The following is a 24,919-nucleotide window of genomic DNA, read 5'->3' on the forward strand; positions in this document are numbered from 1 at the left end:
CATAAAACTGTAAAGTGATTTACATTTACGGCGCGCAGCCCCCCTATTTATATAAGAACCGCCCCCCCCTGCGCGCCGTTTGGTCTGCCCAAACTATTTACTTTCTGCACGCAACATGGTATAATGCGCAATTTTGAAAATGGTACCGATTTACGACAAAATTCGACCAAGCGACTTGGTCTGTACCAATCCACCACATAAAACCCCTCCACGACAATTCTAGAGGGGCGGATTAAATCAAAAACTCTTTTAATAGAACCGTGTTTATGTGGCAGAGTATTATATTCCCGTTTGATTTGTCTCTTAATATGTACCGCTTTCTATCTTCATGGAATCTTCTTAAATTTCTGATTCTATCTGCAACGGACTTGTAGCCGTTAGACTCTAGCCAATTTAAACTCACCCACCGACCTAAAGACTCAAACCAACAGCCTTTACTATTGTTTTTTGCAAGACTTTTAACAGCAATTATTGATAATTCCGTTAAGTTGTTTGATGGTGTTTGATCTTTCCAATGTTCTTTAAAAATACTGCCAACTTTATTTTTTTCTTGATTTAATTGTTTAATTTTTTTAATATATTTTTATTCATTAACTTTCTCAAACGTTTAACATTTTCTTGGTTTACAGTTAATATAGTCTCTTTACTTGCACTATTCTTTAATAGTACTTTCAAGTTGTCAGCAAAAACACAGTAGCCATTACTTTCTCTCTTTTTTTTATTTACTGATTTTAATCAATCAGTTTTATATTCTTAAAATGCTGACAGCTTCCATCATTAAAAATCGAATGAATTATTAATTTTTTTAATCCATAGTTCAAGGCAAAAGTTTGCTTGTTTTGAGGTGGCATTGAATTCAAAATATCTAATAGAGTCGGGGCGTATGGCGACAGCACGATTAAATTACAATTGATTAAATCCACCTTGTATTGAGTTTCGTTGCAAAAAATTTCACGTCGGCTTATAGGAACAATATCGATAAAATCGTCAATGCATTGCTGTTTTAACTCATCTTCTGTCTGCGTTTCTGAAATTAGCTTTGATTCCTGTTGCTCCCGCAAAACTAGCTCAGGTTCTTGCCGAGAAGCTGGCTCTTGTTGTGGCAGCGCTGTTGGCTGGAAGCCTCTTTTATTGGCTAAATATATTTCTTCTAAAGAGATATTTTCAAAGCTGCCTATAGCCTTATTCGACTTCTTGTGAATACTTGCTAATTCTTCCGTACTTAATAATTGAAAATGCAGCAAATTATTCCTGCCAATACTCTTAAACGGGACTTTAATACTTTGCTTTAATTCTCTCTCAAAGCTTCTTTTTGTAAGAGGTTTTTCGCCTGTTCTCAGGCTCCAGTTATCGCGATAGTATGAATAAAGGTCGGATGACGGGACGGAATCGACATTTTTATAATCATTTAGCCTTTCTTCGCGGCAATCATTCACAAATCTCAATAAGGGATGGATAGCTTCCAAAGATTCCATCTCACCTTCCATTAACGCGGGGACATATAAACGCCCCTGTCGAAAATCTTTCAAACTTCTTTCATAATCTATTTGTAGTAGCCAATAAAGTATTTTGGGTAGCTCGCTTTTTAATTTGTCCGCTAAATCAGGATCAATTATTATTGTATCCTCCAATGGGACAACAAAAGAGTGCAGCCTTCTTTTCAACCCACCTGCATCAGCTTTGCCTACGGATAAATGCTGGTTAGCCGCTGCGAGAACATGAGCGTTTAAGCAGTCGTCTATGGGGTCAATGAACAGCTTTTTTATTGTTACTGGAACATTGTCTATCACATAATTTAATCCTTTGATTTCACGGGCGAAGCCTGGTAAATCTTCGCAATAAATAAGAGTGCTATCTAAGTATTTGGCTAGTTTTTCTGGTTTAGAAAAATCATCGATGTTACCAAAAGACTTACAATTTTCTTCGCCTAATAAGGCTCGCACAACTGAAAACAATATTCCTTTCCCACATTGAGGTTGCCCCACGAATAAAGGGAACGCTTCAGCTTTATTTCGTTCTCCTTGTCGGAGAGGTTGAATGTAATATCTGAGCATCGCTCTTATATATCGCTGTGCTTCTGGTTCCCCTAACGTAAAGGCATTTAAGAATTTTACGAACATCTCTGGCTTACCTGGATCTGTTTCAGGAAATTCGTAAGGAAGGTATATAGCACAAAAATCATTGCGCTTGTGTCCTAACGAAAAAATAACTTTTTCATTTTCAAAAATGACAGTACCATTGCTGAAAGCGCGGTGCTTATTAAATGACTTGCTCGATACAAAAAGCCTATTAGATATTTCTTTTTGCAATCCTTGAACGTGGCTCTTTGACCGATTATCCCAGCCATTTTTATCCATTAATTTTTGGATAAGAGTATCGAATTCACTTTTGTCACCAAGCTTCCAGTGCGTCTCTTGCCAAAAATAAGGGAACAGACCTTGCTTAAAAATACAGTGCCTTTGAATTGTAATTGCCCCAGCAAAACCAAAGAATTTAAGTTGTTTCTGTGCGGACGGAGCCAAATTAAGTACTAGCTTTTTATCTTTCCCTTTACCCTCAAAAGCAAGAGCAGAAATAGAGCATTGATGAAAGTATTCAACAAATAATCCCAAGAAATCACTCACACAAATATCATCCAGACCATTTTTTTCTCCATAAGGGTCTTGAGGGAGCATCACCAGCTTAGGTATTGCCCCTTTGCGGGCTAAAGTCTTGGCAAGTTCAAAGACCGCAGACTTTATAAGTTTTCTGGGATCGGGATCAACGATGTCTGAATCCGGCAATAGATAGACAATTCGCTTTTTCCATTGAATTGCTTCTAGTTCGGGGAGCAAAGCTTTTACCTCATCTTCTTCCCCCTCCACCTCATCCACAAAGCCTGATTTTTCTTCCTTTTTACCTACCCAATTCCAAATCCCACCAACCCCTAATGCAGGAATCTTTAATTTTTTTGCATAATGCAAGTTAAAACACGTCGTTTTTTTCTCCCCCTCAACTATAGCTAATGGGGTTCTAGTGTCTTCGCTGATTTTGTTCCAGCTTTTTCCAAAAATCTCAGGAATCAAAGGATCAAAATAAGGCTTGCAGCCTGCATTTTTTGCTGAACGATACTTGTCTTTATCACCTTTATCGGCACGCAGTCTTGCCCAATCCCGACCATCGGAAGTTTTGCAGGGATTGCCATACGAATCGAAATAAGGAATTAATATTCCGCTTTCAAATTGCCCCAACAATTCTAGTCCCTCCTCCGCATTTATGCTTCTATAGCCTGCTTTTAAAGCATTCTCGCTATCTATTCCTGAAGATTTTAAATGCTTTTCGTGGGCTGATGAAAGATATTTCTTCTTCTCTAATATTTGTGTGGTTGGAGAAGAAATGCTAGTATTAATAGGAACTGCTTTCTCAGCAGTAGGTGTTAATTTTTTTCCACCTATTCTTATCGGCATAATATTCCTTTTTATATATTTTTCATTCCAATGGATGGAAGTAGCTGGGGATTTCGCCCAGCTTATTTATTGGGATTAATTATTGCTCTAATTCTTCAGATTCAGTATTGGAAGTGCTAGTAATTCTTATTGAAATAGGTTTAACAATTCTTAAGGATGAAATATCTGGTCTAGCTAGTCCACGCTCATTTATATTGAGCTTGAATTTGTGTGTTTCCCCAACCATCAGCCCTAAATCAATATCCAATTCATTAATATATTCCTCGTCTTGAGCGAGTTTTTTTAAATCTTCCGAGGTAATGATTTTATGGATAAGAAGTATTTGAGTCAAGGCATTAAAAAATTTTTTCCCGTTGCTCATTCTGGGAGTAGGGGTAATATTTATCCCAGTCCATAAACGCAATTTACTATCAATACCCTTTCTGGTTTGAGTCTGCCAGACAAAAACTATTTGATCCTTGACTTCGCCAGTCTCCTCATTTAAATATTGATCGAATTCAATGGCTGATAGCAGCCCTACTGCGTAGCCCTCGTCATCAACAGCGATAGAATCGGCTACTTTGAATTGTGTTTGCATGGTCGACTATCCTTTAATTAGATAAGGTTTTTTGTTTGGTGGCTTGTTTTACTTAGTGGTATATTGTTACTTATTCTTCTTCATTGAATTTTATGCGCTCAACATTTATACGTTTGATTTTTCTTTTAGACAATTTATAAAAACGTTGATTATTTTTTATTTCAACTAGTTCAATTACTCCATTCATTAAAAATCCGCAGAGTATTTTGTAAATAGATTTCTCAGCTTTCAGCCATTCGTAGTGAACAAAGAGCCAACCCAAAATCATACTTATTGAAATCGGAAAATTATTCTTTTCTGCTAATTCAAAACATTCGAGTATGGCTGCTTTTTTTCTCTCTCTTAAAAATTTTGCATCTGCTCTTGCTTTTTGAAACTCATACCATTCAATGGGTAAGGAATCGTTTTTATCTTTTTCAGGTTGATAGTATTCCATTTTTTCTATACCTTTTAATTAGATAAGGTTTTTGCTGGTGGTGTACCTCGCGGTCATCACCTTTTTGTATAATACATCGTAGAATGATGTTTATTGCTACGATATATCATCAGAATATATTATTGGTATTGTATTCTACCATAATGTATCTTTATATTAGGTATCATTTCATGATGATATAATTTGAATTGTTAGAAATGTGTTGGCATATGAAATTTAGAATTAAGGAAATAAGAGAAAAATCGGGGTGGACTCAAACACAAACTGCAAACGCTTTAGGAATGACGCTGGGTAATTATCAAAAATATGAATATGGAAAAATTAGAACTTACCCTCACGAAGTGATAGAAAAACTTTGTAGATTATTTGATTGTCAGCCAAATGATTTATTTGTTTTAGATGATCATCAAGCAGCGTAATCCTATATTGTTCCCAACACTCAGCATTCACCCATAACCTTACTTAGAAAATCGATAGCTATTTCAGGTGGTAGCTCTGTTAGCATTTGTTCTTTCAAGATTTTTCCTTTTTTGAGTAATGTCTCATAAATAATTTCTGAATTTTCCTGATTTTTCATTTCTTTAACATCGGATTTGTTGAAAATCAAATATTTAAATTTCTTTTTTAATTCTTTTTCAGATATAAATTTTGCATTTCGGAGATCATAGTATTTCCAGGAATTCTCATTTTTGAGATAAATTGAAAGAATTGGATCAATTTCATCGCATAACATCTCTGATTCAAAAAATGCAATTTTCAATTGATTTTCTATTTCAGTTTGCGTGATAGGATATGGAGAATTAGGCATAAGAACCTCAAAAAAGAATATGACGAGTAATGGTTAATAATCGCTTAGAATTCTTATCCCTTACTGTTTGTAGACTGTAAGGGGTTTTCTTTTCTAATTATCTGTCCTAAATTGAAATCTCCAACATATAATCTGTTTTAGAGGTGTTTTAATTAATAAATAAGATTTGATTATATTTTGATTGGTTACAGATTTTAGGCAATCTTCCTTTGGTGAAATGTGTGTATATTTCTCCTTTTTCATTTATCAAAGTTAGATGCCACCATTTTGCTTTTAATGATTGTAGATATTTTTGATATGACTTTTTAAATGGTTCGTAGTAATATTCGCCAAAACGAAAATTGTTAATGGCTATTTCATTAGATAATAATATAAATTTATTTAAAGCTGTATATTGTTTGTAAGATACATTTAAATATTCGTTGTTTTTAAAAGTTACTGGAGAGTCAAAAATATGTTTTTCTTTTTCAATTAATTTTTCTTTGATATTGTTGTGGTTTATAGTCACATCTTTTAAACATAAATAATCATCGGTACATATTGTATGTATTCGATATGTAATGACATCATGAATAATCAATCCTAGCCAAGTTGGTATATTTTTAAAATATTTTTTATTGGTAATTACCTCTGTTTCTTTTAATATTTCATATATATTTTTAATCACTTCAGCATGATATTTACATGCTTTTAACATATTTTTAGTCGGTTCCATATTATAATTAATTACATTAATTTTATTAATTATTAAACCTTGAACCCATTGTGATTTTATGAATAATTGAGTTCCTAAAAACCAAGGAACGGCGATTAAAGGAGTGAGTTTTTCTAGAATTTCACAGTGTTTTTCGTTTTCTGCTACTAATGGTATTTTTTGATAATAAACGTTTACAAGCATTGTTTTAGCGTTTTCAATATCTTCTTCTGTTGGTGTTATAATATTTTTCATTGATATTTTTAATACATAAATTATTTGAAGGGGTGTTAGCCCCTTTTTTGTTGTGCGTAGTTTGACGCTCTCCGATTTTTAGTTCTTTTCTCCAGATTCAACCAAGTAGTTTGGTTGATGGTTTTAGTATAGATGTGCTATTTATGGAACAGATACACTCTGAAATTGATGAATTGGGAGATGAAGAAATCATCTATCCTGAGTGCGATTCTGATTATATAAAGTGGCTATGAACTGATTTTTTTGATAGCTGCTACTGGGATATTTGGCAGTGCCAGCAATGTTTAGAAATTTTTTTGTAGCCATTTTCAAGATTAAGACACCAATCTTTTTTTCAGTTCTACTTCTAATTGTTCTGGTGTGCTGACTACTACACCAGGTTTTGCTCTCATCAACGTTAGAAAATGCTGGAAAGCTTCTTCATCATCAGGATGTGTTTTAATGTATTGCTTTAATTCTTGATAGTTAAGATTTAAATAGTCACTCATCTTATTAACATTTCTCCATTTGTAAGAATTTCTACTTCGATTGTTTCGCCTATTAGAATAGCTATTCTTTTGTTTCTTTTATCGTATCGGACTAGTTCGATACTTTGTAGTAAGTTGCTGGTGCGAACACAAAAATCAAAGAATGCTTTTAGTTGGTCTAAGGTTGGTTCCATTGAAAGATTTTAATTACCTCTACTTCCGTTCCCATTGTTGAATCGTCGGTCTAATCTTTCCAATATTTCTTGAATTCTAATTTCACATTGGGCAATAGCACGGGAATTGTCAGCAATCAAGCGCAATGTCTCGGCTTGAGTTTGGCTAAGTGCCTGCATTGATTGTTCCAGGGTTGTGGTGCATTGTTCTTGGCGTTCTGCTTGGCGAGTTGGCTGAAAATTTGGCTGTGCATAGCCTGGATGGTTGGTCTGTCATTGGTCAGTCTCCTCATCTGATTTAGTTCTGTCCCCGCCTCTTGTTTCACCAAGTGGTCTAGTGTCTTGAGAAATATATCCTTCTTTTTTTAGAAGATTGAATAGATGTGTTTCTAAAAAATTATTAACACTAGTATTTCTATCAATAGCTAATTCCTTTAGAGCATTTATCACAGTTTCATCAATTCTATAAGTAACCGCTTTTCGCTTTCTCATACAAAGTAAAAGACACATACCACCTCATTTAATCAAAAAACTTTGCTGTTGCTATCAATAGTATTCATTTTCACATTCAAAAAGCAATACTAATGCAATATGATTGTCTTATGGGTAGGGTCAAATTAGATAACTAACACTCATCGCAAAAGTATTGCAATCGTAAATACTAATGGATATATTAGTAACTGTGAGCAAGAAAAGCAAACAACCAACCAAAAACAAAACAGGAAAAATCATGGATATCTACAACATCGGTCAGACGGCAACAGTTTCTAACAAATCTCCAAAATTACTGCAAGCCGAACTCGTTCAGTTTTTGATTGACAGCTTGCAACCACAAGAAGGATCTTGCGTTAACGCCGACAAAGTCTACGAAAAATATTGCCAAAATAGAACTTCTTTTCTCTCTCCTGATGTGATGTATACGGCTTTTGAGGCGATTGCTCAGGAAGCCAAAGAATTTGGTTTTACATTAAAAGTCATCCGTCAGAACGACCATGTTTATTTTTCTGGCGTAACTTTCAAATAAAAGCAACTAACTTGCTTGTGGTGAAGTTCAAATTTCACCACGACAAACAAAAATTTTTGGGGGCAGTAAAAAACAATGGCAAATACAATCAACATCTCCACCGCCGCCGAGCAACTCGGTATCTCTGAGGAGCAAATAAGATTTCTTCTAGAACCTTTTTACAAGAATTACGAAACCATCAAACGCATAAGTACCAAGAATTTCAAGGTTTTGAGCGAACAACTGATGGAAGCCGCATTGGCACAACCAGAAAACGAATCTGTAGATGTGGATGCCATAGAAGCACAAACCACAGAACAACCAACATTCCTACAAAACCGAGAAACCAATGATTACACTACTGACCTTGACAGCAGTTCTACAGATGGTGGGAGCGATGATTCTGATATTTCCCAAGATGAAGAGGAAAGCGCCCTCGCAAACATCCCAAGCGAAGAAATCGAGTTGAAAGTCCGCCACGTCTTAGACACCAACATCAATCTGAGTAATCAAGTTTTCGATCTTGCCCGGATAACTCAAACTTTGGCTGTGCTTGCGGCTGACGAGGCTGTGGAATCTTTTAAAAATATCTACACAGTCCGGTTGAATGGTGGCATAGATGATTTTTTAACTGAATTCTCCCAGAGTGCAATTAACTCCATCGAACAACTACGGGGAGAGAAAACTGAGGATTTTTTCGCAACAGTACAAACAAACTACTCGCGCTCAAACGTGAAAGAGAATATGCAGAAACTGAGCGAGTATATCGTTTAGCTTTTTGTGGAATATCGCTAATAGGCTTGGTTATTGCAGGACTTCTAATTTTTGCGGGAGCCAAGCCCCAATACCCAACACCCAATACTGTATACACTATCTCAACACCATGAAAAACCGATCTGAAGATAAAGAAATGGAATTATTTGCAATCAATTGTGTCCATGGAAAAAATTATGCAGAGGATTACGATAATTACTCTGAAAAATCCAAAAATTCAGATAAAGATTGGCAAGACTTTAAGAACGAGATGAAAGGTGATTTGAAAACAAGACACAGCTAAGGAGAAAAACAAATGAACGACCAACTAGACAAAACAGACGAATTCGTACAAGCTTTGCTCAACGATTGCGCCACCTTTGAACAAGTAGAAAATCGATTGAAGTCTGCAAGAAATGCGTTAACTAAACTTGCTGAAGAAAGTCCTCATTCTTGGAATTATCTTTGCAATAGTTCTACGACAAGTATGACTTTGTTCGATGCTCTGGAAATCATTAATGCAGCTATCTACGAAGTAAGTCTTCAAAAGTCTACGCGTTATTTAGAAGCACCAAAACCGCATCCACTAACGCAATTACGACGTATTACCTGGAAGAGCAAATTAGAAAAGTTCTTAACGAATTCAGCATTGGGACTTCTTGCCACATCCGCCATTCTAGGCAGTGTTTCTTTAGGCTTCTGGGGATTAAGTTTAACCAAACCTAGCGATACTATAAACAACCTCACTCGCGTCACAATAAGCTTGTCTGTAGCCTCATTTAGCGGTGTTTTGGTTTGCTCTATAGCTGGTGGAGTCGTGGGTGCTTTGATTGATTCAGAAAACAAGGAGATTGACTAATGAATATTGGAGAGAATCAAATCTTTTCCACTGAGTACAACGGATTCCAAATCGAGATTTTTTACTCAGATGTTTATTACGCTTATTGCGTAAGAAAGAACGATTTTGAAGACATTACAAAAGGATTCTATACTGCCAGAGAAGCTTTATCATATGCAAAAAGATTAGTAGATGGAGCTAGATAACCAAAATGGTTGATACAGCAAGGTTAGAGGTCGGTAATTCTTATACGATTCGAGGTTATGACCGCATCTATCAGTACAGTCATTCTGTAGTCATGTTGGGACACCTAAGATATGTTTTCTTAAGAGTAAATTCTAAAGGTCAAGAGAAGATTCTTAGGTTGTCTGGTCATTATGTAAAACACAACATTAGCGAGGTAATTAATAATGCTTGAACCAGTAATGACACCAGAACAAATCAAATTTAAATTAGTTCAAATAATCGATGAATTACTGTTACTCAAGAACCAAAAAGCTTGGGAGGAACTGGCAACTAAAGACTTAAATGAATTGCTAGTAGAAGCTACAGATAAAGCAGAAATGCTTTGGTGGGTGTACAGGAATACAATATCTGGAGGTGTTGAATAATGTTTGAAAAACCTAAATTTCCTTCAAAAGAAGAAATCGAAGAAATGCTAAAAGCTACTGAAATAACAGAAGACTTAATTCAGGAAGGCGAAGACTTAATGCGACAATTAGCAGCGCTAAAAATCGAATACGAACATTTCAAATTAAAACGAAAATCAATCGGTAATAACGAACAGAACTAAAAGAAGCATGACCGCAAAGCCTATCAATTCTAAGCGGTCATTGCTCCTATCCCAGTTGAACACAAGGATTAAAATATTATGCCAGAAGAAACGAAACGAAAATCAGACCGCAGTAGAAAAAAGGGTGGACTAACTGGAAGCGAACATTTTGAGACACCAGAAACCAATCAAAACCAAGTGTCTACAGTTGTAGATAATGTGAAAACTGCTGCTTCCACAGTTGCCTCTACAGTCGGTCGAGTTGGAAATACTGCCCAACATATCAACGGTTCAATCAAACAGGTTCGTAGGGCTGTTAGTGGTGGCTCTCCTTTAGTAACTGATGAAGCAGAAGGTGTATTGAATCAGGCTAAATCAGTGGCTACAGGCTACGGTGTACAACTGATTGATTTAAATAGTGAGTTATCGGGTGATCCATATGCACCATCTGGTACTCTACCTCAGCAAGATGCTAAAACAGCGAATCAAAATAAATTAATAATTCAAAAGCAAAATAATGCTTTAGAAGTTCGGCTAGAACGTCGTAAGCAGCAACGTAAAATAGCAGCGATTCATAAAGAAGAATTAGCTTTAGTTGGCGATATCGCTGATATCAGAAAAACAGGTTTTGATGTTGCTAAGAAGTTTGTACAATCAGAGATTTCTCATGTACAGTTCCAAACAGAACAATCAAAACTTGAAGAAAACGAAGAATTACTAGAACAGCAAATTATTAGAACTCAAGGAGTAATCAACCTCACACAAGGTATTCAAACTGAGTGGGATTTGAAACTTCAAAAACAAGCTCGTTCTAATGAACAGTTAGAAATAGAAATTCAAGGTATGGAAAATACCATCGAGAAGCGTAGGGCTGAAATCGAAGCTGATATGTTCATCTAATAAAAAATCCTCTAGAACACCTAGAGGATTGTCCACAGTATTTTAAAAATCAAAAAACTGAAAACAATGACTAAGCTAAATCATTCTAGCATCGGTAATTTTATAGCTGGTAGTGCAGGATTGCTTTGTGCTGTGTGTCTTTATTCCACAGTCACAAGTCAAAATCAAAATGTTAAAAGTTTCGCTCTGAATCTAGCAATGCTATCTGGAGGAGTAGCCCTAAGTTCTTATGCTGTTGACAGAGTATCTCGTGACTCTATTGATTATCAAATTAACGACTTGATATCTAAGCATCAATCAGATCTGACTTTGACAAAACAGAACTTGAATAAAGTCACAGGAGAAAATCAAAATAATCTCAATCGAATCAATGAATTAGAACTTCAACTAAACAGTCAAAACGATGAATTAGTAAAACTGCAAACTTGTGCAAAAGTTCTAAAGGGACAAAGTGAAATTAAAATCAACGAACTAACAAACAGATTGAACACTAAAGATACTAGTGTAGACGAGCTAAAGCTAACTATTAAACAAGCATTTTGGCAAGTTACACGCGATAGAATCCACACGGATTATGAAAGACTGGGCGATTTGATAGCCAAAAAGTTGAAGCGTAAAGATTTTGAAAATGTTCATGAACAATTACGAGAATTTTACCAACAGCTAAAAAACAATCATGCTTACCACTGTGAATTACTTAGCGAAATTAACGAAGTTGATATTAATTCTGAAACCTTTGAAGAGGAATTAGTTAATATTTTCTTCACTGTTTCCGACCAAACCGCAGCTTTAAAAGTGAGACTGCGTAATCTATTGCACTTGGATGTTAAACAAACCTTGGAAGATGCCTTGGAGGAATTGAATGTACGTCGTGACCCTAAACAGTTTGTACCAAGAGATAAAGTGATATCTAATCTAGACAAGTTTCAACAAGGTAGCCTTGACGATATCAAGAAACTAAAAAATAGTTTCAATCTTAACAAGGCAGGCTTCGAGGAACTTAAAGAACAAGTTGCTGATTTATTAGACGAAATTGACAGCAAGAATTTAGAAATTAGCGATTTAAAAGAGCGGGTGAAATTACTTGAGAAAGAAGTCGATAGACCTAAGCAATTCTTGGGTAAAGGGACTTACGCCGAAATCGGGAACCGCATCAATACTTACTACTATGAAGCTTACAGAGTTCGACTTGATGCTCAAGAATGGCGTGAAACCGATACAGGATATGTGTTGGTTTACTCATTTGTTCGCGCCCCTGGTTTGACTATTGATCAGTTAGAGCAAAACAACTCAATTGCAAACATAGCTAGCCTAACTAATGCTTTGTACAAAACACTTCCTAAGTTCGATATCAATTATCAAATTGGATATCTGACTTTAACTGTAACGACAAGAGAAGCGCCTAAGAAAGATAAATCAAAAGAGGAAATTGACAAAATTTGGATTCCTGCCAGCAAATTTGAGTCTTATGTTCGTCGCTGGGAACGAGTGAGGATATCGGCTGGTAGCACTGGGGGCAAGTCACCTACAGCAAAAAATTTAGCACTGGCGATTATGAACGCTCGACAAGGGCAAGGAGAAATTCGACTCTATGACCCTCAGCATGGCTCAAAAAAAGATTACTGGGATATGCCCAAGCGTGGCACTAGTCATAAAGACAACGTTCAAGGTATCAAAGAACTATGCGAATTACTTGATGAGCGTACAAAATCCTTACAAGCTAGTCATCACTTTGTTCTTTATATCTTTGACGAAATTGATTCGACCATTGCCCAAGAACGAGAAAGTAATGGCTATTACTACTTCAAAGACAAAGTAACTTACTCACTTAAACAAGCTTCTCACCAGAACATTGGATGTATCTATATTGGTCAAAGTTGCGATGCCGATACTGTTCCGGGTATGCGTTGGAGTGATTGGACTAGCGCGGTACAACTTCATATTGGTGCTAACGCAAAACTTTGGATTAATAACCCCAAATCTGCTTTAGGTGATGCCAAAGAAACATTACTTAAACAATACGCCAAAATTCAAGAGTACTGCGACCAGAAAAATGAGGAATTGGGATTAGATATTTTCACAGATGCGACCGCTTACCGATTCGCTTTAGCCGTCCCCTTAAATGGTCTACCTAAATTTATCCAGTTACCAGACTTTGACCATTACGATTACTACGAGCTAATGAGTACAAATACTCAATTTCAAAATTCTTCTTATTATTTGAAAAATTCAGAAATTGAAGATGAAAATGAAGATTTTGAATCTACTGTCACTTGTCCTAAATGCGGTTCTACAAAAGCTAAAAAGAATGGTAGTCCTGAAGCTAATGAAGGATTTCAAAAGTATCAATGTAAAAATTGTGGACACAATTTTAAAATTGATATGAATTCAACTAACAGTAATTGACAAAATATTGACTAGTTGGCTGTATTTTTAGTTGGTACTACCAGCCAACTTTTCAGCCAACACCAGCCAACTCACAGCCAACTTCAAAGCCTGAAACCCTTGATTTTACGTTGTTGGCTAGCCAACCAACTTTCCCCTATAGGGGGTGTAGCCAACTCAGCCAACTTAGCCAACTATTAATGTTAGGAAATAAAAATTATGGCTCATTTTATCGGAAATGATTCAGTTACTTTCAATTCAGAAAAAATCATTAAGATTAACTGGAATTGTCTAGGAGAAGATAAATTATCACGTGCAGAAGTGTATTTAGAAGAAAACCATTGCATCTATCTTTATTACATTAAAGACGAAGATTACGAGTTAATTAATAATTTAATAAATGATTTTGGTTATGAGTTACTTCCAAGAGTAAAGTGAAAATTTAGTCCCAATACGGAACATATAAGGACACTTAGGGGATAATTTTCTAAACTAATAATATACCCCTATTAGTCCCTATCTGTTTGTTTAAGTCCCAAAATGGTACAATTAGGAGATAGGCTTAAAAGAGGCTCAAATGAGTAAACAAGTTTTCCCGTTTAATGTCGGTTTTGATTGTGGTAACGGACTGGTAAAACTAAAAGTGTCCGGTCACGGTCATGACTTTGAATATATCCGATTCCCTTCTTACTTTGTGGATGTGACTAAATGCCACAACGACCATCAAGGCAAGAGTCGAGTCACTTACATCACCGCGCCAGAAAATAACAAGTATGCCAAGTCTTTAGAAAATAAAGTGTGGGTGTGTGGTAACGATGCCGCAGTACTGGATGTTCGTGACCAAGTTTTTGATAATCGCAGTGATGGTAAAGTCAAACTCTCACTTCCTTTGTTTCTATCAGCAGTTGCTCAACTGCCATTAGCGCGTAAACACTGGGAATTTAGATTAGTTGCTTCCATCCATGATGCTGAAGTGTTCGCCGACCAAATGAAAGCTAATTTAGAGGGTAAACATTTAGCAAACATCAATGGTCAACTCACTACTGTAGTAATTCATGTAGTCAAAATTTTTGATGAAGGTTACATTTTTAAGCCAGTAGGTAAAGGTAATACAACACTGCTAGATATTGGCAATGGCACAACAATCATTACCAGGTTTGACAGTGAAGGTAATGTAATTTATCGTTCTATACCCTATAAATTTGGTGTTCAACATCTTTATAAAAAGATTTACGACCACACCACACTAAGAGCTATTGGACTAGACCGAGATTTAGACCTAATTCGTAGAGGGGTTGAGAGTCCCGACAATGAAAAGATTTTTTACGGTGTAGGTAAAGGTGCAATTAACATTACCAGTGCTTACAAAGAATCTCTCAAAGATTGGTCAACAGTCTACCTTAAGGAACCTATTGCAGAAGTCGATAAATTCCAATTACAAGGTGACAGAGTTGTTGTAGTTGGTGGAGGTGCTTGCCTACCATTCTTGAGTAAGAACTTTGAGAAAAAAGGTTACATTTTCAATGCTCAAGCACCATTCATGAACGTTAAAAAGTTACATGAATATGCTTGCAATAGTCTTTCGGCTGAAACTGTGGAGGCGTGAATTATGGTAGCTAAACAAGAAAGACTAAGGATAGACCTTTGGGCAAGTGTAAAGCCAATTGTAGAAGCCGAAACGAACCGAACTGGATTGACAGCACAGGAAGTTGTAAATATTGCACTAATTGATTATTTTGGTTTATCGCCAAAAGGCAAAGCCAAAATAATTGAATTAGATCCAAAAGTACAACTCACACAGGAAACTATAGAACCTGTAGAGGATACTGAAGATTACATCTAACAGCAAAGCCACTGGTAGATTAGGCGTCCCCAGTGGCTCTACTCAATCCCTCTAGCTAAGGCATTTAAAATATTATGGCATGGACTCAACGCAACGATAGCGTCCCCGGCTATTGCTACTTAATTGAAGCTGTAGGTATCAATGGTATCATTCCCGGTCGATTAGTACGTAGATGTAAAATCGGGTTATCTAAAAACCCAGAAATGAGGCTAGATGCCCTGCATAGCTCACAGCCACCATGCGACTACGTAATTTTAAAAACAATTTTTGTAGAAGACATGGCGAGTGTAGAAGACTTATTGCACAAGGATTTCAAGCACTGCAATATCAAACTGAATAAGTCCCGCGAATGGTTTGATTTGAGTCCTCTAGATTTTTGGCGCGTTCAAATGGCGTTTAACCGCTATGGTCGCGAGTATGGCTTAAGGAAAGTCAAGCCCGTACCGGTTCGCGCTGTGGTTGGTGGATTGGTGGCACTGCTAGGGATTGGGATTTTGATTGGACAGGTTGTGCGGCAAGAGCCACAACCACAAGCGGAGGTCGAGTCATGGAAGTAGCTTTTGGTCGAGTAGGTGATATTTGCGTTGATACTCCAGAGTGGTTTAATTGGTTGAAGTTTCAGCCGTCTTTTAGAGCCGTAGAAGTAGGTGGAGAATGCACATTCACCAAATCAAATGGTTACTGGCTCGCAAAAAAGTGCGTAGGCGGTCGCAGGCGGCAAATTAATGTAGGTGCGAGCGCAAAAGTAACACGCGTGGCAATTAAAGAAGCTTGCCACAATCTCAATTTGAGCGATGGTGGATGGTGGGAGTTTTTGGACTGCCGGAAAAAATCAAAAGAAGTTGCGGTGAGAAGCCGTATTCACCACACTAGCGAAGAATTTTTGGTGGCAGTGAAAAATCTGGAGCGAATTCAAGCCTTAGCCAAAAGTCGAGGTGAAGATGTGATTGCTAGAGAATTGAGCGAAACCATCAAGGAATTTTGGAAATTAAAAACTGAGTCGCTTCTGTACTAGCAGAAGGATTTTTTCTGATCGTGATTAAAATTCTAACTTGCTAGTGTGCTAGCATAACAGCACATTAGCTTTTTTATGATCATGGAAAGGCGAATTAACAAACGCACCCATAGCGATTACACCCAGAGTGCTGCATACTTGCCCAAGGATCTAGTGAAAAATTTTAAGCAGCTAACTGTAGAACTTGAATTAGGTCATAGTGAGGCAATGGAAGAAGCAATAAGAATGTGGTGTGACGCGGCTATTAAAAAGGTAAATAAAAATTGATGAGGTATCCGCGCTATCCCACAGCCGAACAAAATCTAACTTGCTTCATCCTTAGTCAAAACTTGACAGCAATGTTGTTAGATATCTCAATTGTCAGACTAGATGAGCGGACAGGAAATATTTACATCTTGGCTGGAGAAGAAACAGGTATTGTAATTACCCATAATGGCAAATGGAGGTATGACGAATGACCAAGCCTAATTTTGTAACAATGACTAAATCGGAACTTAAACACTATCTATTAGAGCATCGCAACGACACAGAAGCATTCTACGCACTTATGGACAAAATTAATGCGGAACCTAATCAAAAATTTTATACCGTAGATGAGGCAGATATATTGGAAAATTTGATTGAGACAAAGCGAAACTCGAAAGATAATCTGTGACGCAATTTGGCTTTTAGCTTACTCAACACAATTATTTTCTAATAATTAGTTTCTGGCAAACCAGAAAACCAGATTTATAAAACTACACTAGATTGCTGGACTGTAGACATTTGGATGTAGTATTACTGTTACCAGAAAACCAGAATACTGGAATACCAGATGAAAATAGTCACGGTTACGGGCTACAAAGGGGGCGTAGGGAAAAGCACCACTGCTGTACATTTGGCGACTTTCTTTAGTGATTACGGTAAAACCGTTTTGGTAGATGGTGATCCTAATCGAACTGCTTTGAGTTGGGCAAGTAGAGGGGGATTCCCTTTTGAAGCGGTCGATGAACGCCAAGCAATGAAGGTGATCAATAAAGCTGAATACGTGGTGATTGACACACCTGCTAGACCTGATTCAGATGACATGAAAGAGCTAGCAAAGGGCTGTGATTTACTCATACTGCCTACCAAGCCGGATATAGTCAGTCTAGAACCAACTTTGGAAACAATACGAGATTTGAAAGATGCTAAATACCGGGTGCTACTAACAATTGTTCCCCCATATCCCAGTAAAGAAGGGGAGAACTTACGTCAAGAACTCAAATCTGGGGGTGTTCCCGTTTTCAAAAGCATGATTCGGCGTACAGTTGGCTTTGAAAAAGCGGCACACGCGGGTATTCCCATTAAAGACCTTGATGAAGAACGCTTAAGAAGTGCTTGGGAAGATTATTTGAATTTTGGTAATGAGGTTATGGAGGTTTTGAGATGAGTAAGTATGGGGACTTAATAAAGAAAGCCAGAGAACCAGAAAACCAAAATTCTGGTAAACCAGAAGACCATCAAGCACCCCAAGAAGACCCAGAAGTTAACCTGTGTGTGAAAGTGCCGTTGTCACTGCGTCGTCACTGGGCATCAGAATCAAAGCGTACTGGGGTTAGTATGACCTCAATCATTATTGAGACATTGAAGGCAAAGTTTGGTGAGCCAGAATAAAACCTATTGGGCTAACTGTGCTTTTTGTAAACAAGCTCTAAATTCAGCTTCTGAATATTGTTCTATGTTTCTTGCTGTAGAATCTGCAAAATCCGTAAACACATTATCAGAACCGTCAATTGTCGTTTCACGTAACTTATTGACTTGTTTTTGGCTTTGAAGTTTTGCCTCATGGCAGGCATTTATAGCCGTCTGTATTGCTAACTGTTTTTGTTGAGCTTGCTCTAACTGTTTCTGTCGCAATTGTTCTAACTGTTTTTGTTGCCATTGCTTTTGATATATGTCGTAATCTGTAGGAGTAGGTTGAGTTGTTTGAGAAAATTCTTGATTTATTTTTTCTGTTGATTCTGGTGCAACAATCACGTCAGTTTCTGATGTTACTGTGGGTGAAGATTTTATAACTGATTCCGTTGGTAATTGAGTTTTACTCGTGTTTGCGACAGAATTAAACTTTGTACCTATATAAAAAGCAACAACAACACAGATAATAAAACCAGAGAGAGTAAAGAATAAAGCGCTTTTTTTCATTTGTTTTATCACAATTAATACTAGTTTTGTTTACTAAAATTCTTTGAATCAATCCGGTTATACTTTGTCGGTATATTTATCAAAGGTCAGATCAGGTGTAGGCTGTGATACAGGGTCTACAGTTGAGACAATGAAGATAAACAGGCACGGGAAAGCGAAAATCCTTACACAAGAAGAAATACAACTACTTTTTAATGAAGGTTTTCAATCTGACCGTGACCGAGCTTTGTTCGGTGTTTGCTTGTATACAGCTTGTCGCATCAATGAAGCATGTACTCTTAACACCCTGGATGTTTACGATAAGAAAATGCGTGTTAGGGGTGAAATTATCTTCCGTAGAAACAACACTAAAGGTAAATTAGCAGCTAGGGCAGTACCCGTAATTGAAGAGTTAAGGGGACTTTTGGTAAAGTACCAACCTGATAGCCGCGATGGTTTTTTATTTCCTGGCAGGCATGGTAGGGGACACATTAATCCTGAATCAGCCTCTAGGATACTGCGTGAAACTTGTGAAATGCTTGGTTTTGAAGGAGTTAGCACTCATAGCTTCAGACGGACGGCATTAACTCAGATGAGTAATGCTGGTATACCGTTAAGAATTATTCAGGAAGTCTCAGGGCATAGGAACTTAGAAGAATTGCAGAAGTATTTAGAAGTTAGACCGGAACAGGTGAAGGGTGCGGTGTCATCGTTGTCGATGTTGGGGCATGTGGGTAATGATTACGTCAGGAAATCGTCTTTTGTTGACGTAGACTCTATACCTGATACAGAAAGGGTTTCTAGGGATTAGCAAAAAATAATAACTCTCTGAATATAAATTTTGCAATTTAGTAAAAAACGCTATTTCATTAAAATAGATAAAAATCAACAAATTATTACTTTATGGATTGGAATAGTTTATCATCGGGCTTAGTAGGAACTCTTATTGGAGTTATTCTTAGTTCTTTCATGTCTTATTTTGGCATGGTAAGAGAAGCAAGAAACTTGCGAATAATGCTATCTAGAGAGATAGAAGAAAATATGAATACATTATCTCAAACTTATACTAATGCTCATACTATATCTAAAACTGAAATAGATTTTCCAAGTTTTAGATTTTTAATTTGGGATTTTGGAGCGACTAAAGCTCCTTCATTCTTACATACAAATGAAATAAATAAGGTAGAACTTTTTTATAGACGATTACGAGAAATTTCCGAAGCTAAAAGTAAGGTTAACAATGTTAGTCCTGAAGTTAAAGCAGCGATTATTAGGTTTTTTAGTGAACAAGGTTCTGAATTAGGAAACACATTAAATCCTATAGGAAAACAAAATTTAAATTTTTTAAATTATTACTTTCTTGTTTCAAAAAGAAAAGGAAATACAATAGGAGAAAGTAATTATCATCATGTTTATCGACAAGGATTTTATATTCGCAAAAGTTATGGTCAAATGCCTTATATAAAAAGAATAATTGAAATGATGAAAGATATTATTTATCAAATATGGTATATGTAAAATTTTTAGTAATTAAATCACCATCGACTGCATAATATAGGTAGTATCATCCATATAAGATTGATAACATTAACATCAAAGTGTTGACGGCTATCTATCCTACCAAGTCGTCAGCACTTTTTGTCGCTAATGTTGTATAGAAAGGTTTTTATACTAAGTACAGAATAAAGAAAAAATAACTTTGTCCACTATCTTGACATCTGTACAAAGTTCAGTTACCTTAGAAGTGTACAAAGTTCAGTGGACAAAGTTAGTAATGAAATCCTACACTAAGTTTACATCTCAAATCAGAACCGAGTGGGTTAGAGGCTGGGTTAGCGAATTTCTAAAAGGGCTTGAGACAGCCACCGATATCAAAGAATATTGCCAAGCCAAAAAGGATGAACTAATAGCCAAAATCAAAGAAAAGCCCAGTAAAAATGCTTCAGAAAATTCATGGATGAATACCGCTAATCGCTATATGGGTGATGTTCGTAAAGCTGTACTAGCTTGGCAAGATTCCATCACTTTAGATGAAACAAACAGTTACCTAGTTAAAGTTCAAGAAGACCCAGAACCAAAACAACAGCATTTAGCTTTGCTCTACATGAACTTTGACAAGGACTTCCACACCAAACGCATGGAAGCTACCAACGAACGCAAGAAGGAGCAACGCAGTAATTTAGAATCAATTAATTGTGTTGATGCTTACCAAGAAACAATAGATAAGTTGCTGGAATCGACCGACCACAGAAAATTAGTTGTTGGTTTAATTGCGGCTACTGGCAGAAGACCAAGTGAAATTTTTAAGACTGCCGAATTCAAACAAGTAGGGCAGTTTGAGGTTATATTCACTGGTCAAATCAAAGCCAAAGGTAACGAAAGAGCTTACCCCACATACACACTTGTAGAGTCTGCAAAAGTCGTTGATGGATTGGCTAGACTGCGAAGAATGCCTGAAATCAAAGAATTAAAACGCCAAACATTAGCTGAGATTGACAGTGGTAAAAACCACAGAATGAATGATTGTGTTCGAGAATTTTTCTCACCCTTAATCAATCCTCCAGCAGGCGAAAAAGAATTATCAGCTAAAAATTTACGGGCTAGCTATGCAGCAATAGCCATCTATTTATTTTGTCCTTGGAGTATGTCACCAAACCTCTTTATCACTGAAAGATTGGGGCATACATCAGACGCTACAGCCACAAACTATGAAGATTACCAAGTATGTAGCCCAGACGGAAAACCACTGACCAGAGGGACTTGGGTTGAGCGTCTTACCGAAGAAATGAGCAAAGCTACAGAAACTATCATTGTACAGCCACGAGTAAGAATGACTCAAACAGCTAAAGACGCTATTGAAGACCAAGAATTTTTACCCTTTGCTGACCAAGTTAGCCGCATGGAAGAGTTAATCAGATTAGCTCGAATTGGTAAGCAATTTGAAGAGGGAAAATTAGTTAAAGAAGTTGTGACAGTGATTAATAATCCTGTCAAAAACCAAGAAAAAAATCAAGTAGATGAACCAATTGAAAAAACCGTGGAAGCCTTAGATGTGGAAGATGAAGAAATGATTGAAATTGTCAAAGCAAAAGCAACTAAAAAGAGTTCCGAACCTAGACCAAAAATTAATGTAGAAGAATTAAGCAATGCAGATTTATTTGGTTCTCACGCTCCTAACACTGGTTTAGAAAAAATTCGTAGGGCAGTAGAAGCTATAAAAGCCTACAACGAACGCCAATATGGAAAAGATGATAAATGGGCGATTAATACCAAAGTTCTCAAAGATTTAACCAAGTGCCGTACTAAAATTGTTGAAGATTATCTCAAGTCTGATGAGGGTAGAATCAACGTTATTGATTACAATTTGGCTAATCAATTCACCTATCAGCACAATAGAGGTAAAGGAAATATCAGTGATTTTGTAAAATTAGTTTAATTTATATGCCCACTCCGAATGAGTGGGATTTTAAAATTATGAAAAATGATGTTTTGTCATACACACAATGTGAAGCTTTAGTATTACTTGCGGCTGGATATACCGATGAAGAAGTTGCAGCAAAAACAGTGGTTGCTAAAAGCACAATTGCACGTTGGAGAAAATCACCAGAATTTGAAAGATTGCTAAAGCAAGCCCAATTAAAATACATAGATTCAGCACTTGCAGAACTAGTTAAAGGTGCTAAAGAAGCGGTTAAAGAATTAAATAATATAATCACAGATCCAGATGTACCAAGCCGGACTAAAGTAAGCGCTATTAGCGTTTTATTAACACACATTGTAAAAATGAGAGAGATGGATTTAGAAGAAAGATTAGAACGTATAGAGGTAATACTAGATGGGAATCACCAAAGCGAAATTGCAGAAATTAGAGCAAAAAATTAAATCACAATTAATATCAAATAATTCATTAAAATCTGTACCTAGAAATTGGGAAGAATTTGTAAGGCTAACCACTATTAGAAGTGGTGGTGAAATGGTCAAATTTGAACCGTACGACTACCAGATGTTACTAGTTAAATTAATGCAACAACATTCAAATGTAGTTGTAGTTAAATCACGTCAATTAGGAACTACACAAGCGATTGTTAGTAAATTTTTACACGATGGATGCTTAAATGCTGCTAGCAGTTCAGTTTGTTTCATGAGGAATTCTGATGATGTAGGTAGTCTCAGCCGTCGTGTAAAACAAATGTTAGAAGGCTTGCAAGAATATGTTTTACCAGCGAACGATAGTGTAGGCTATATAAAATTAAAAAATCTTGGTGATCTGTACATTAAAAATAGCTCTAAAGAGGGTATTCGTTCGCTAGATTCAATTACAAATCAGCTTTATGATGAATCAGCTTTCATAGAGCGAATAGAACAGATTTATGGGGCTTCTAGTGCTGCTTCTGCATTAGTAGGTGATTCTGTAAGCAAAATTATTGTTAGTACTCCAAGCGCTAAATCAGGTTGGTACTGGAGTAAATTATCTGAAAATAATGAAGAAGATGTAGAGGAAATTTGCAAGCGTGTAGCTTCTGGCGAGCTATGGCGGAATTTACCAGGATTCTATTATTGGATTGATAAAGCTGGTGTTTGTAAGGTAGTGCTTCATTGGCGTTGTCACCCTATTTACTCAAAAATTGATAAAGAATATGAAGGCGGTTATTTAGCTTACAGAATGAAACAGGATTCTGTAGATGAAGAGATAGCGCTAAGAGAATATGATTTAAGATTTATCGATAGTTCTGTTAGTGTCTTCACGTCAGAAATAGTTAATAAAAATGCCGTTGGAACAACAGAAACAGAACGTGATAATGAAGCTACTTATTATTGTGGTCTAGATTGTTCTACGTTCGGAAGTGACTACACAGTATTCACGGTATTAAAATTTAAAAATGGTAAATATTCGTTGGTTTACCATTACCGTAAAAGGCAGGAAACAAGTGAGTTACACATTTATAAGATAGGTAAAATTATCAAAGTGTTTAAGCCTGAAAAAGTAGCAATTGAAACAACTGGAGGGGTGGGGCATTTATACTTGGAACAGTTAAGCCGTGAACATACGAATACAAGATTTGAAGCAATCCACACGAGCCAAGATAGTAAAATTACTATGGTTTCTACACTTGTATTAGCACTTGAAAAAGAAGCTTTAGAATACCCACCAAATAGTCCATTAATTGAAGAGTGTTTGAGTTTCAGGAGGCAAGGAAATAAATTAGAAGCAGCAAGCGGTAAGCATGATGATATGCTAATGAGTACATGTTTTGCCTTAGCAATTTCACCATTTAACAAGCAACAAAGGTATTATATAGATGTCTCTAAAATAAAGGTTGTTGAGTAATGTATCATCCTGGTGTTACTTCAATTTTGCAAAAGCCAAAAAAATATAAGATAGGCTTTAATTGCTTGATTGGTGTTTGTTTACAATCTAATGGTGTAGCATTTAGTATTGTTGGATTTGATAAACATGATAATAAAATTGAATTATTAAAAACTTGGAATAGTCCAATAGCATCAAAAGAAAAATTGCTTTTAAATTTAAGAGAATATCTTGAGAATTATCTTTTTGATGATGATGAAGATGTGAAATTTCTACAATCACTATTTGAACTTAGTGATGAAGATAAAAAAAATGCATATATGATGGAAAAAAAGATATCCATCGATGATATTGGCAGAAAGATAAATACTTTTTTTATTACGAATACAAAATCATTAGAAAAAGATTTAAAATTTTTAGAAATCAATAACAATCAAGCACACTTTTCTAGGAAAATAATCGAGTGTAAATCAAATCTGCAAATTTCACCAGCATTAATGCTATGCGGCTTGAATGATGGATTAATAGCTATATCTCAAGAAATTGATTTAGATTTGATCAAGCATGAGATAGAAAGCATTAATTTAGAAAAAATGATTCAATCACCTTTAGGTATAGCATTACATCAAAGCTTTGGTGAATTAATGTATTTAAAAGGTATTGGAAAAATGCCTTATATACATCAAATTTCATTATCTGTACTCTAGCCCCAACCTTCCCTTACTTATATGCTCTCTTGCCCCTTTGCCGTGTGTGGAGGGGTTATTTGTTGTGTAGTAGAAGCGATAAACCTACGGTTCGCAACGCGATCACACCAGCAGACTAATTTAAGTAGAAAAAACATATTGAGTGTTAATTAATACGTAAAAAAAATCTCATGGTTGGCAAAAAAAGCATACTACTTAGCATACCGTGAGCATACTACAACTGACCTCAAACCCTAGTGGTTAAGGGTTTCTTAAAAAATGGGGTATATAGGGGTTAGGCACGAAATTACATAGATACGCAATATGCAGTAAATTTACACACACTCATTCGCCAAGTGGTATATCTGTACTATAAAGCTGGCGAATTTGACACTTTCTCGAAACTGGCGGCAGCGGT

General features: G+C 36.3%; 36 protein-coding genes. 27 read left to right on the forward strand and 9 right to left on the reverse strand.

Annotated elements, in window-relative coordinates:
- Positions 1 to 731: 731 nt before the first annotated feature.
- From AC5JMK_RS28540 to AC5JMK_RS28550, 3 genes are all read right to left on the reverse strand, one after another.
- Entirely contained in the window at positions 732 to 3,446 is a 2,715-nt protein-coding gene (locus AC5JMK_RS28540) for a DUF3854 domain-containing protein (protein WP_495911545.1), read from the reverse strand.
- A 79-nt stretch (positions 3,447 to 3,525) separates the two neighbouring features.
- On the reverse strand, positions 3,526 to 4,023 hold the full coding sequence (locus tag AC5JMK_RS28545) for a hypothetical protein (RefSeq protein WP_495911546.1): 498 nt from the start codon (positions 4,021 to 4,023) through the stop codon (positions 3,526 to 3,528).
- Positions 4,024 to 4,093: 70 nt separating this feature from the next.
- The gene (locus tag AC5JMK_RS28550) at positions 4,094 to 4,459 is read right to left on the reverse strand and encodes a hypothetical protein (protein WP_495911547.1); all 366 of its coding nucleotides are present in this window, start codon (positions 4,457 to 4,459) and stop codon (positions 4,094 to 4,096) included.
- Positions 4,460 to 4,668: 209 nt separating this feature from the next.
- Between AC5JMK_RS28550 and AC5JMK_RS28555 the strand changes: the two genes are divergently transcribed.
- Complete coding sequence (locus AC5JMK_RS28555) at positions 4,669 to 4,878, forward strand: helix-turn-helix transcriptional regulator (RefSeq protein WP_495911548.1); 210 nt, start codon at positions 4,669 to 4,671, stop codon at positions 4,876 to 4,878.
- A 20-nt stretch (positions 4,879 to 4,898) separates the two neighbouring features.
- Here the strand turns inward: AC5JMK_RS28555 and AC5JMK_RS28560 are convergent, their stop codons facing one another.
- The 5 genes from AC5JMK_RS28560 to AC5JMK_RS28580 all read right to left on the reverse strand — a co-directional run bounded on the left by AC5JMK_RS28560 (position 4,899) and on the right by AC5JMK_RS28580 (position 7,036).
- On the reverse strand, positions 4,899 to 5,267 hold the full coding sequence (locus AC5JMK_RS28560; protein WP_495911549.1) for a hypothetical protein: 369 nt from the start codon (positions 5,265 to 5,267) through the stop codon (positions 4,899 to 4,901).
- A 148-nt stretch (positions 5,268 to 5,415) separates the two neighbouring features.
- Positions 5,416 to 6,216: a hypothetical protein gene (locus tag AC5JMK_RS28565; protein ID WP_495911550.1), complete on the reverse strand. Its 801-nt coding sequence runs from the start codon at positions 6,214 to 6,216 to the stop codon at positions 5,416 to 5,418.
- Positions 6,217 to 6,530: 314 nt separating this feature from the next.
- Positions 6,531 to 6,704: a DUF6887 family protein gene (locus tag AC5JMK_RS28570; protein WP_495911551.1), complete on the reverse strand. Its 174-nt coding sequence runs from the start codon at positions 6,702 to 6,704 to the stop codon at positions 6,531 to 6,533.
- A complete protein-coding gene (locus tag AC5JMK_RS28575) occupies positions 6,701 to 6,877 on the reverse strand; it encodes a DUF6888 family protein (RefSeq protein ID WP_017308808.1) in 177 nt (58 codons plus the stop codon). Before AC5JMK_RS28575 ends, AC5JMK_RS28570 begins: the two co-directional genes overlap by 4 nt.
- Before the next feature lie 9 nt (positions 6,878 to 6,886).
- Entirely contained in the window at positions 6,887 to 7,036 is a 150-nt protein-coding gene (locus tag AC5JMK_RS28580) for a hypothetical protein (protein ID WP_495911552.1), read from the reverse strand.
- Between AC5JMK_RS28580 and AC5JMK_RS28585 the strand changes: the two genes are divergently transcribed.
- The 20 genes from AC5JMK_RS28585 to AC5JMK_RS28680 all read left to right on the forward strand — a co-directional run bounded on the left by AC5JMK_RS28585 (position 7,027) and on the right by AC5JMK_RS28680 (position 18,000).
- Positions 7,027 to 7,158, forward strand: a complete 132-nt coding sequence (locus AC5JMK_RS28585; protein WP_495911553.1) for a hypothetical protein — start codon at positions 7,027 to 7,029, stop codon at positions 7,156 to 7,158. The two genes, AC5JMK_RS28580 and AC5JMK_RS28585, sit on opposite strands and share 10 nt — an antisense overlap.
- A 362-nt stretch (positions 7,159 to 7,520) precedes the next feature.
- Positions 7,521 to 7,880 carry a hypothetical protein gene (locus AC5JMK_RS28590; RefSeq protein ID WP_495911554.1) on the forward strand — a complete coding sequence of 120 codons (360 nt, stop codon included), beginning with the start codon at positions 7,521 to 7,523 and terminating at the stop codon, positions 7,878 to 7,880.
- A gap of 75 nt (positions 7,881 to 7,955) precedes the next feature.
- A complete protein-coding gene (locus tag AC5JMK_RS28595) occupies positions 7,956 to 8,633 on the forward strand; it encodes a hypothetical protein (protein WP_495911555.1) in 678 nt (225 codons plus the stop codon).
- A 109-nt stretch (positions 8,634 to 8,742) separates the two neighbouring features.
- The gene (locus AC5JMK_RS28600; RefSeq protein ID WP_495911556.1) at positions 8,743 to 8,916 is read left to right on the forward strand and encodes a hypothetical protein; all 174 of its coding nucleotides are present in this window, start codon (positions 8,743 to 8,745) and stop codon (positions 8,914 to 8,916) included.
- Between the two features lie 12 nt (positions 8,917 to 8,928).
- Positions 8,929 to 9,471 (forward strand): hypothetical protein, encoded by a 543-nt coding sequence (locus AC5JMK_RS28605; RefSeq protein ID WP_495911557.1) that lies wholly within the window; start codon positions 8,929 to 8,931, stop codon positions 9,469 to 9,471.
- Positions 9,471 to 9,656, forward strand: coding sequence for a hypothetical protein (locus AC5JMK_RS28610; RefSeq protein ID WP_495911558.1), 186 nt, complete (start codon positions 9,471 to 9,473; stop codon positions 9,654 to 9,656). Before AC5JMK_RS28605 ends, AC5JMK_RS28610 begins: the two co-directional genes overlap by 1 nt.
- Positions 9,657 to 9,860: 204 nt before the next feature.
- On the forward strand, positions 9,861 to 10,061 hold the full coding sequence (locus tag AC5JMK_RS28615) for a hypothetical protein (protein WP_495911559.1): 201 nt from the start codon (positions 9,861 to 9,863) through the stop codon (positions 10,059 to 10,061).
- A complete protein-coding gene (locus AC5JMK_RS28620; RefSeq protein ID WP_495911560.1) occupies positions 10,061 to 10,243 on the forward strand; it encodes a hypothetical protein in 183 nt (60 codons plus the stop codon). Before AC5JMK_RS28615 ends, AC5JMK_RS28620 begins: the two co-directional genes overlap by 1 nt.
- Positions 10,244 to 10,321: 78 nt before the next feature.
- Positions 10,322 to 11,122, forward strand: coding sequence for a hypothetical protein (locus tag AC5JMK_RS28625; protein WP_495911561.1), 801 nt, complete (start codon positions 10,322 to 10,324; stop codon positions 11,120 to 11,122).
- A 66-nt stretch (positions 11,123 to 11,188) separates the two neighbouring features.
- Entirely contained in the window at positions 11,189 to 13,528 is a 2,340-nt protein-coding gene (locus AC5JMK_RS28630; protein WP_495911562.1) for a transposase, read from the forward strand.
- A 198-nt stretch (positions 13,529 to 13,726) separates the two neighbouring features.
- Entirely contained in the window at positions 13,727 to 13,945 is a 219-nt protein-coding gene (locus tag AC5JMK_RS28635; RefSeq protein WP_495911563.1) for a hypothetical protein, read from the forward strand.
- Positions 13,946 to 14,084: 139 nt separating this feature from the next.
- Entirely contained in the window at positions 14,085 to 15,113 is a 1,029-nt protein-coding gene (locus AC5JMK_RS28640; RefSeq protein WP_495911564.1) for a ParM/StbA family protein, read from the forward strand.
- Between the two features lie 3 nt (positions 15,114 to 15,116).
- Positions 15,117 to 15,350, forward strand: a complete 234-nt coding sequence (locus AC5JMK_RS28645) for a hypothetical protein (protein WP_495911565.1) — start codon at positions 15,117 to 15,119, stop codon at positions 15,348 to 15,350.
- Between the two features lie 74 nt (positions 15,351 to 15,424).
- Positions 15,425 to 15,907, forward strand: a complete 483-nt coding sequence (locus AC5JMK_RS28650) for a GIY-YIG nuclease family protein (protein WP_495911566.1) — start codon at positions 15,425 to 15,427, stop codon at positions 15,905 to 15,907.
- Positions 15,898 to 16,365, forward strand: a complete 468-nt coding sequence (locus tag AC5JMK_RS28655; RefSeq protein ID WP_495911567.1) for a hypothetical protein — start codon at positions 15,898 to 15,900, stop codon at positions 16,363 to 16,365. Before AC5JMK_RS28650 ends, AC5JMK_RS28655 begins: the two co-directional genes overlap by 10 nt.
- An 81-nt stretch (positions 16,366 to 16,446) precedes the next feature.
- Positions 16,447 to 16,632: a hypothetical protein gene (locus AC5JMK_RS28660; protein ID WP_096680665.1), complete on the forward strand. Its 186-nt coding sequence runs from the start codon at positions 16,447 to 16,449 to the stop codon at positions 16,630 to 16,632.
- Positions 16,632 to 16,823 (forward strand): DUF6888 family protein, encoded by a 192-nt coding sequence (locus AC5JMK_RS28665; RefSeq protein ID WP_096680625.1) that lies wholly within the window; start codon positions 16,632 to 16,634, stop codon positions 16,821 to 16,823. Before AC5JMK_RS28660 ends, AC5JMK_RS28665 begins: the two co-directional genes overlap by 1 nt.
- Positions 16,820 to 17,020 (forward strand): DUF6887 family protein, encoded by a 201-nt coding sequence (locus AC5JMK_RS28670; protein WP_495911568.1) that lies wholly within the window; start codon positions 16,820 to 16,822, stop codon positions 17,018 to 17,020. The genes AC5JMK_RS28665 and AC5JMK_RS28670 overlap by 4 nt, the downstream gene beginning before the upstream one ends.
- Positions 17,021 to 17,179: 159 nt before the next feature.
- A complete protein-coding gene (locus AC5JMK_RS28675; RefSeq protein WP_495911569.1) occupies positions 17,180 to 17,776 on the forward strand; it encodes a ParA family protein in 597 nt (198 codons plus the stop codon).
- Complete coding sequence (locus AC5JMK_RS28680; RefSeq protein ID WP_495911570.1) at positions 17,773 to 18,000, forward strand: hypothetical protein; 228 nt, start codon at positions 17,773 to 17,775, stop codon at positions 17,998 to 18,000. The genes AC5JMK_RS28675 and AC5JMK_RS28680 overlap by 4 nt, the downstream gene beginning before the upstream one ends.
- 3 nt (positions 18,001 to 18,003) lie before the next feature.
- On the opposite strand, the gene AC5JMK_RS28685 is transcribed toward AC5JMK_RS28680, so the two are convergent.
- The gene (locus AC5JMK_RS28685; protein WP_495911571.1) at positions 18,004 to 18,528 is read right to left on the reverse strand and encodes a hypothetical protein; all 525 of its coding nucleotides are present in this window, start codon (positions 18,526 to 18,528) and stop codon (positions 18,004 to 18,006) included.
- A 130-nt stretch (positions 18,529 to 18,658) separates the two neighbouring features.
- Here AC5JMK_RS28685 and AC5JMK_RS28690 point away from each other — a divergent pair, with 130 nt between their 5' ends.
- The 6 genes from AC5JMK_RS28690 (at position 18,659) to AC5JMK_RS28715 (ending at position 24,522) form a co-directional block, all read left to right on the forward strand.
- A complete protein-coding gene (locus AC5JMK_RS28690; protein WP_495911572.1) occupies positions 18,659 to 19,318 on the forward strand; it encodes a tyrosine-type recombinase/integrase in 660 nt (219 codons plus the stop codon).
- Between the two features lie 92 nt (positions 19,319 to 19,410).
- Complete coding sequence (locus tag AC5JMK_RS28695) at positions 19,411 to 20,025, forward strand: hypothetical protein (protein WP_495911573.1); 615 nt, start codon at positions 19,411 to 19,413, stop codon at positions 20,023 to 20,025.
- A gap of 256 nt (positions 20,026 to 20,281) precedes the next feature.
- Positions 20,282 to 21,943 (forward strand): protelomerase family protein, encoded by a 1,662-nt coding sequence (locus AC5JMK_RS28700; protein WP_495911574.1) that lies wholly within the window; start codon positions 20,282 to 20,284, stop codon positions 21,941 to 21,943.
- Between the two features lie 38 nt (positions 21,944 to 21,981).
- Entirely contained in the window at positions 21,982 to 22,389 is a 408-nt protein-coding gene (locus tag AC5JMK_RS28705) for a hypothetical protein (protein WP_495911575.1), read from the forward strand.
- Positions 22,343 to 23,836, forward strand: coding sequence for a phage terminase large subunit family protein (locus AC5JMK_RS28710; RefSeq protein ID WP_495911576.1), 1,494 nt, complete (start codon positions 22,343 to 22,345; stop codon positions 23,834 to 23,836). Before AC5JMK_RS28705 ends, AC5JMK_RS28710 begins: the two co-directional genes overlap by 47 nt.
- A complete protein-coding gene (locus AC5JMK_RS28715) occupies positions 23,836 to 24,522 on the forward strand; it encodes a hypothetical protein (RefSeq protein ID WP_495911577.1) in 687 nt (228 codons plus the stop codon). The genes AC5JMK_RS28710 and AC5JMK_RS28715 overlap by 1 nt, the downstream gene beginning before the upstream one ends.
- Positions 24,523 to 24,919: the final 397 nt, after the last annotated feature.

The sequence above is a fragment of the Pelatocladus sp. genome, assembly GCF_059505505.1.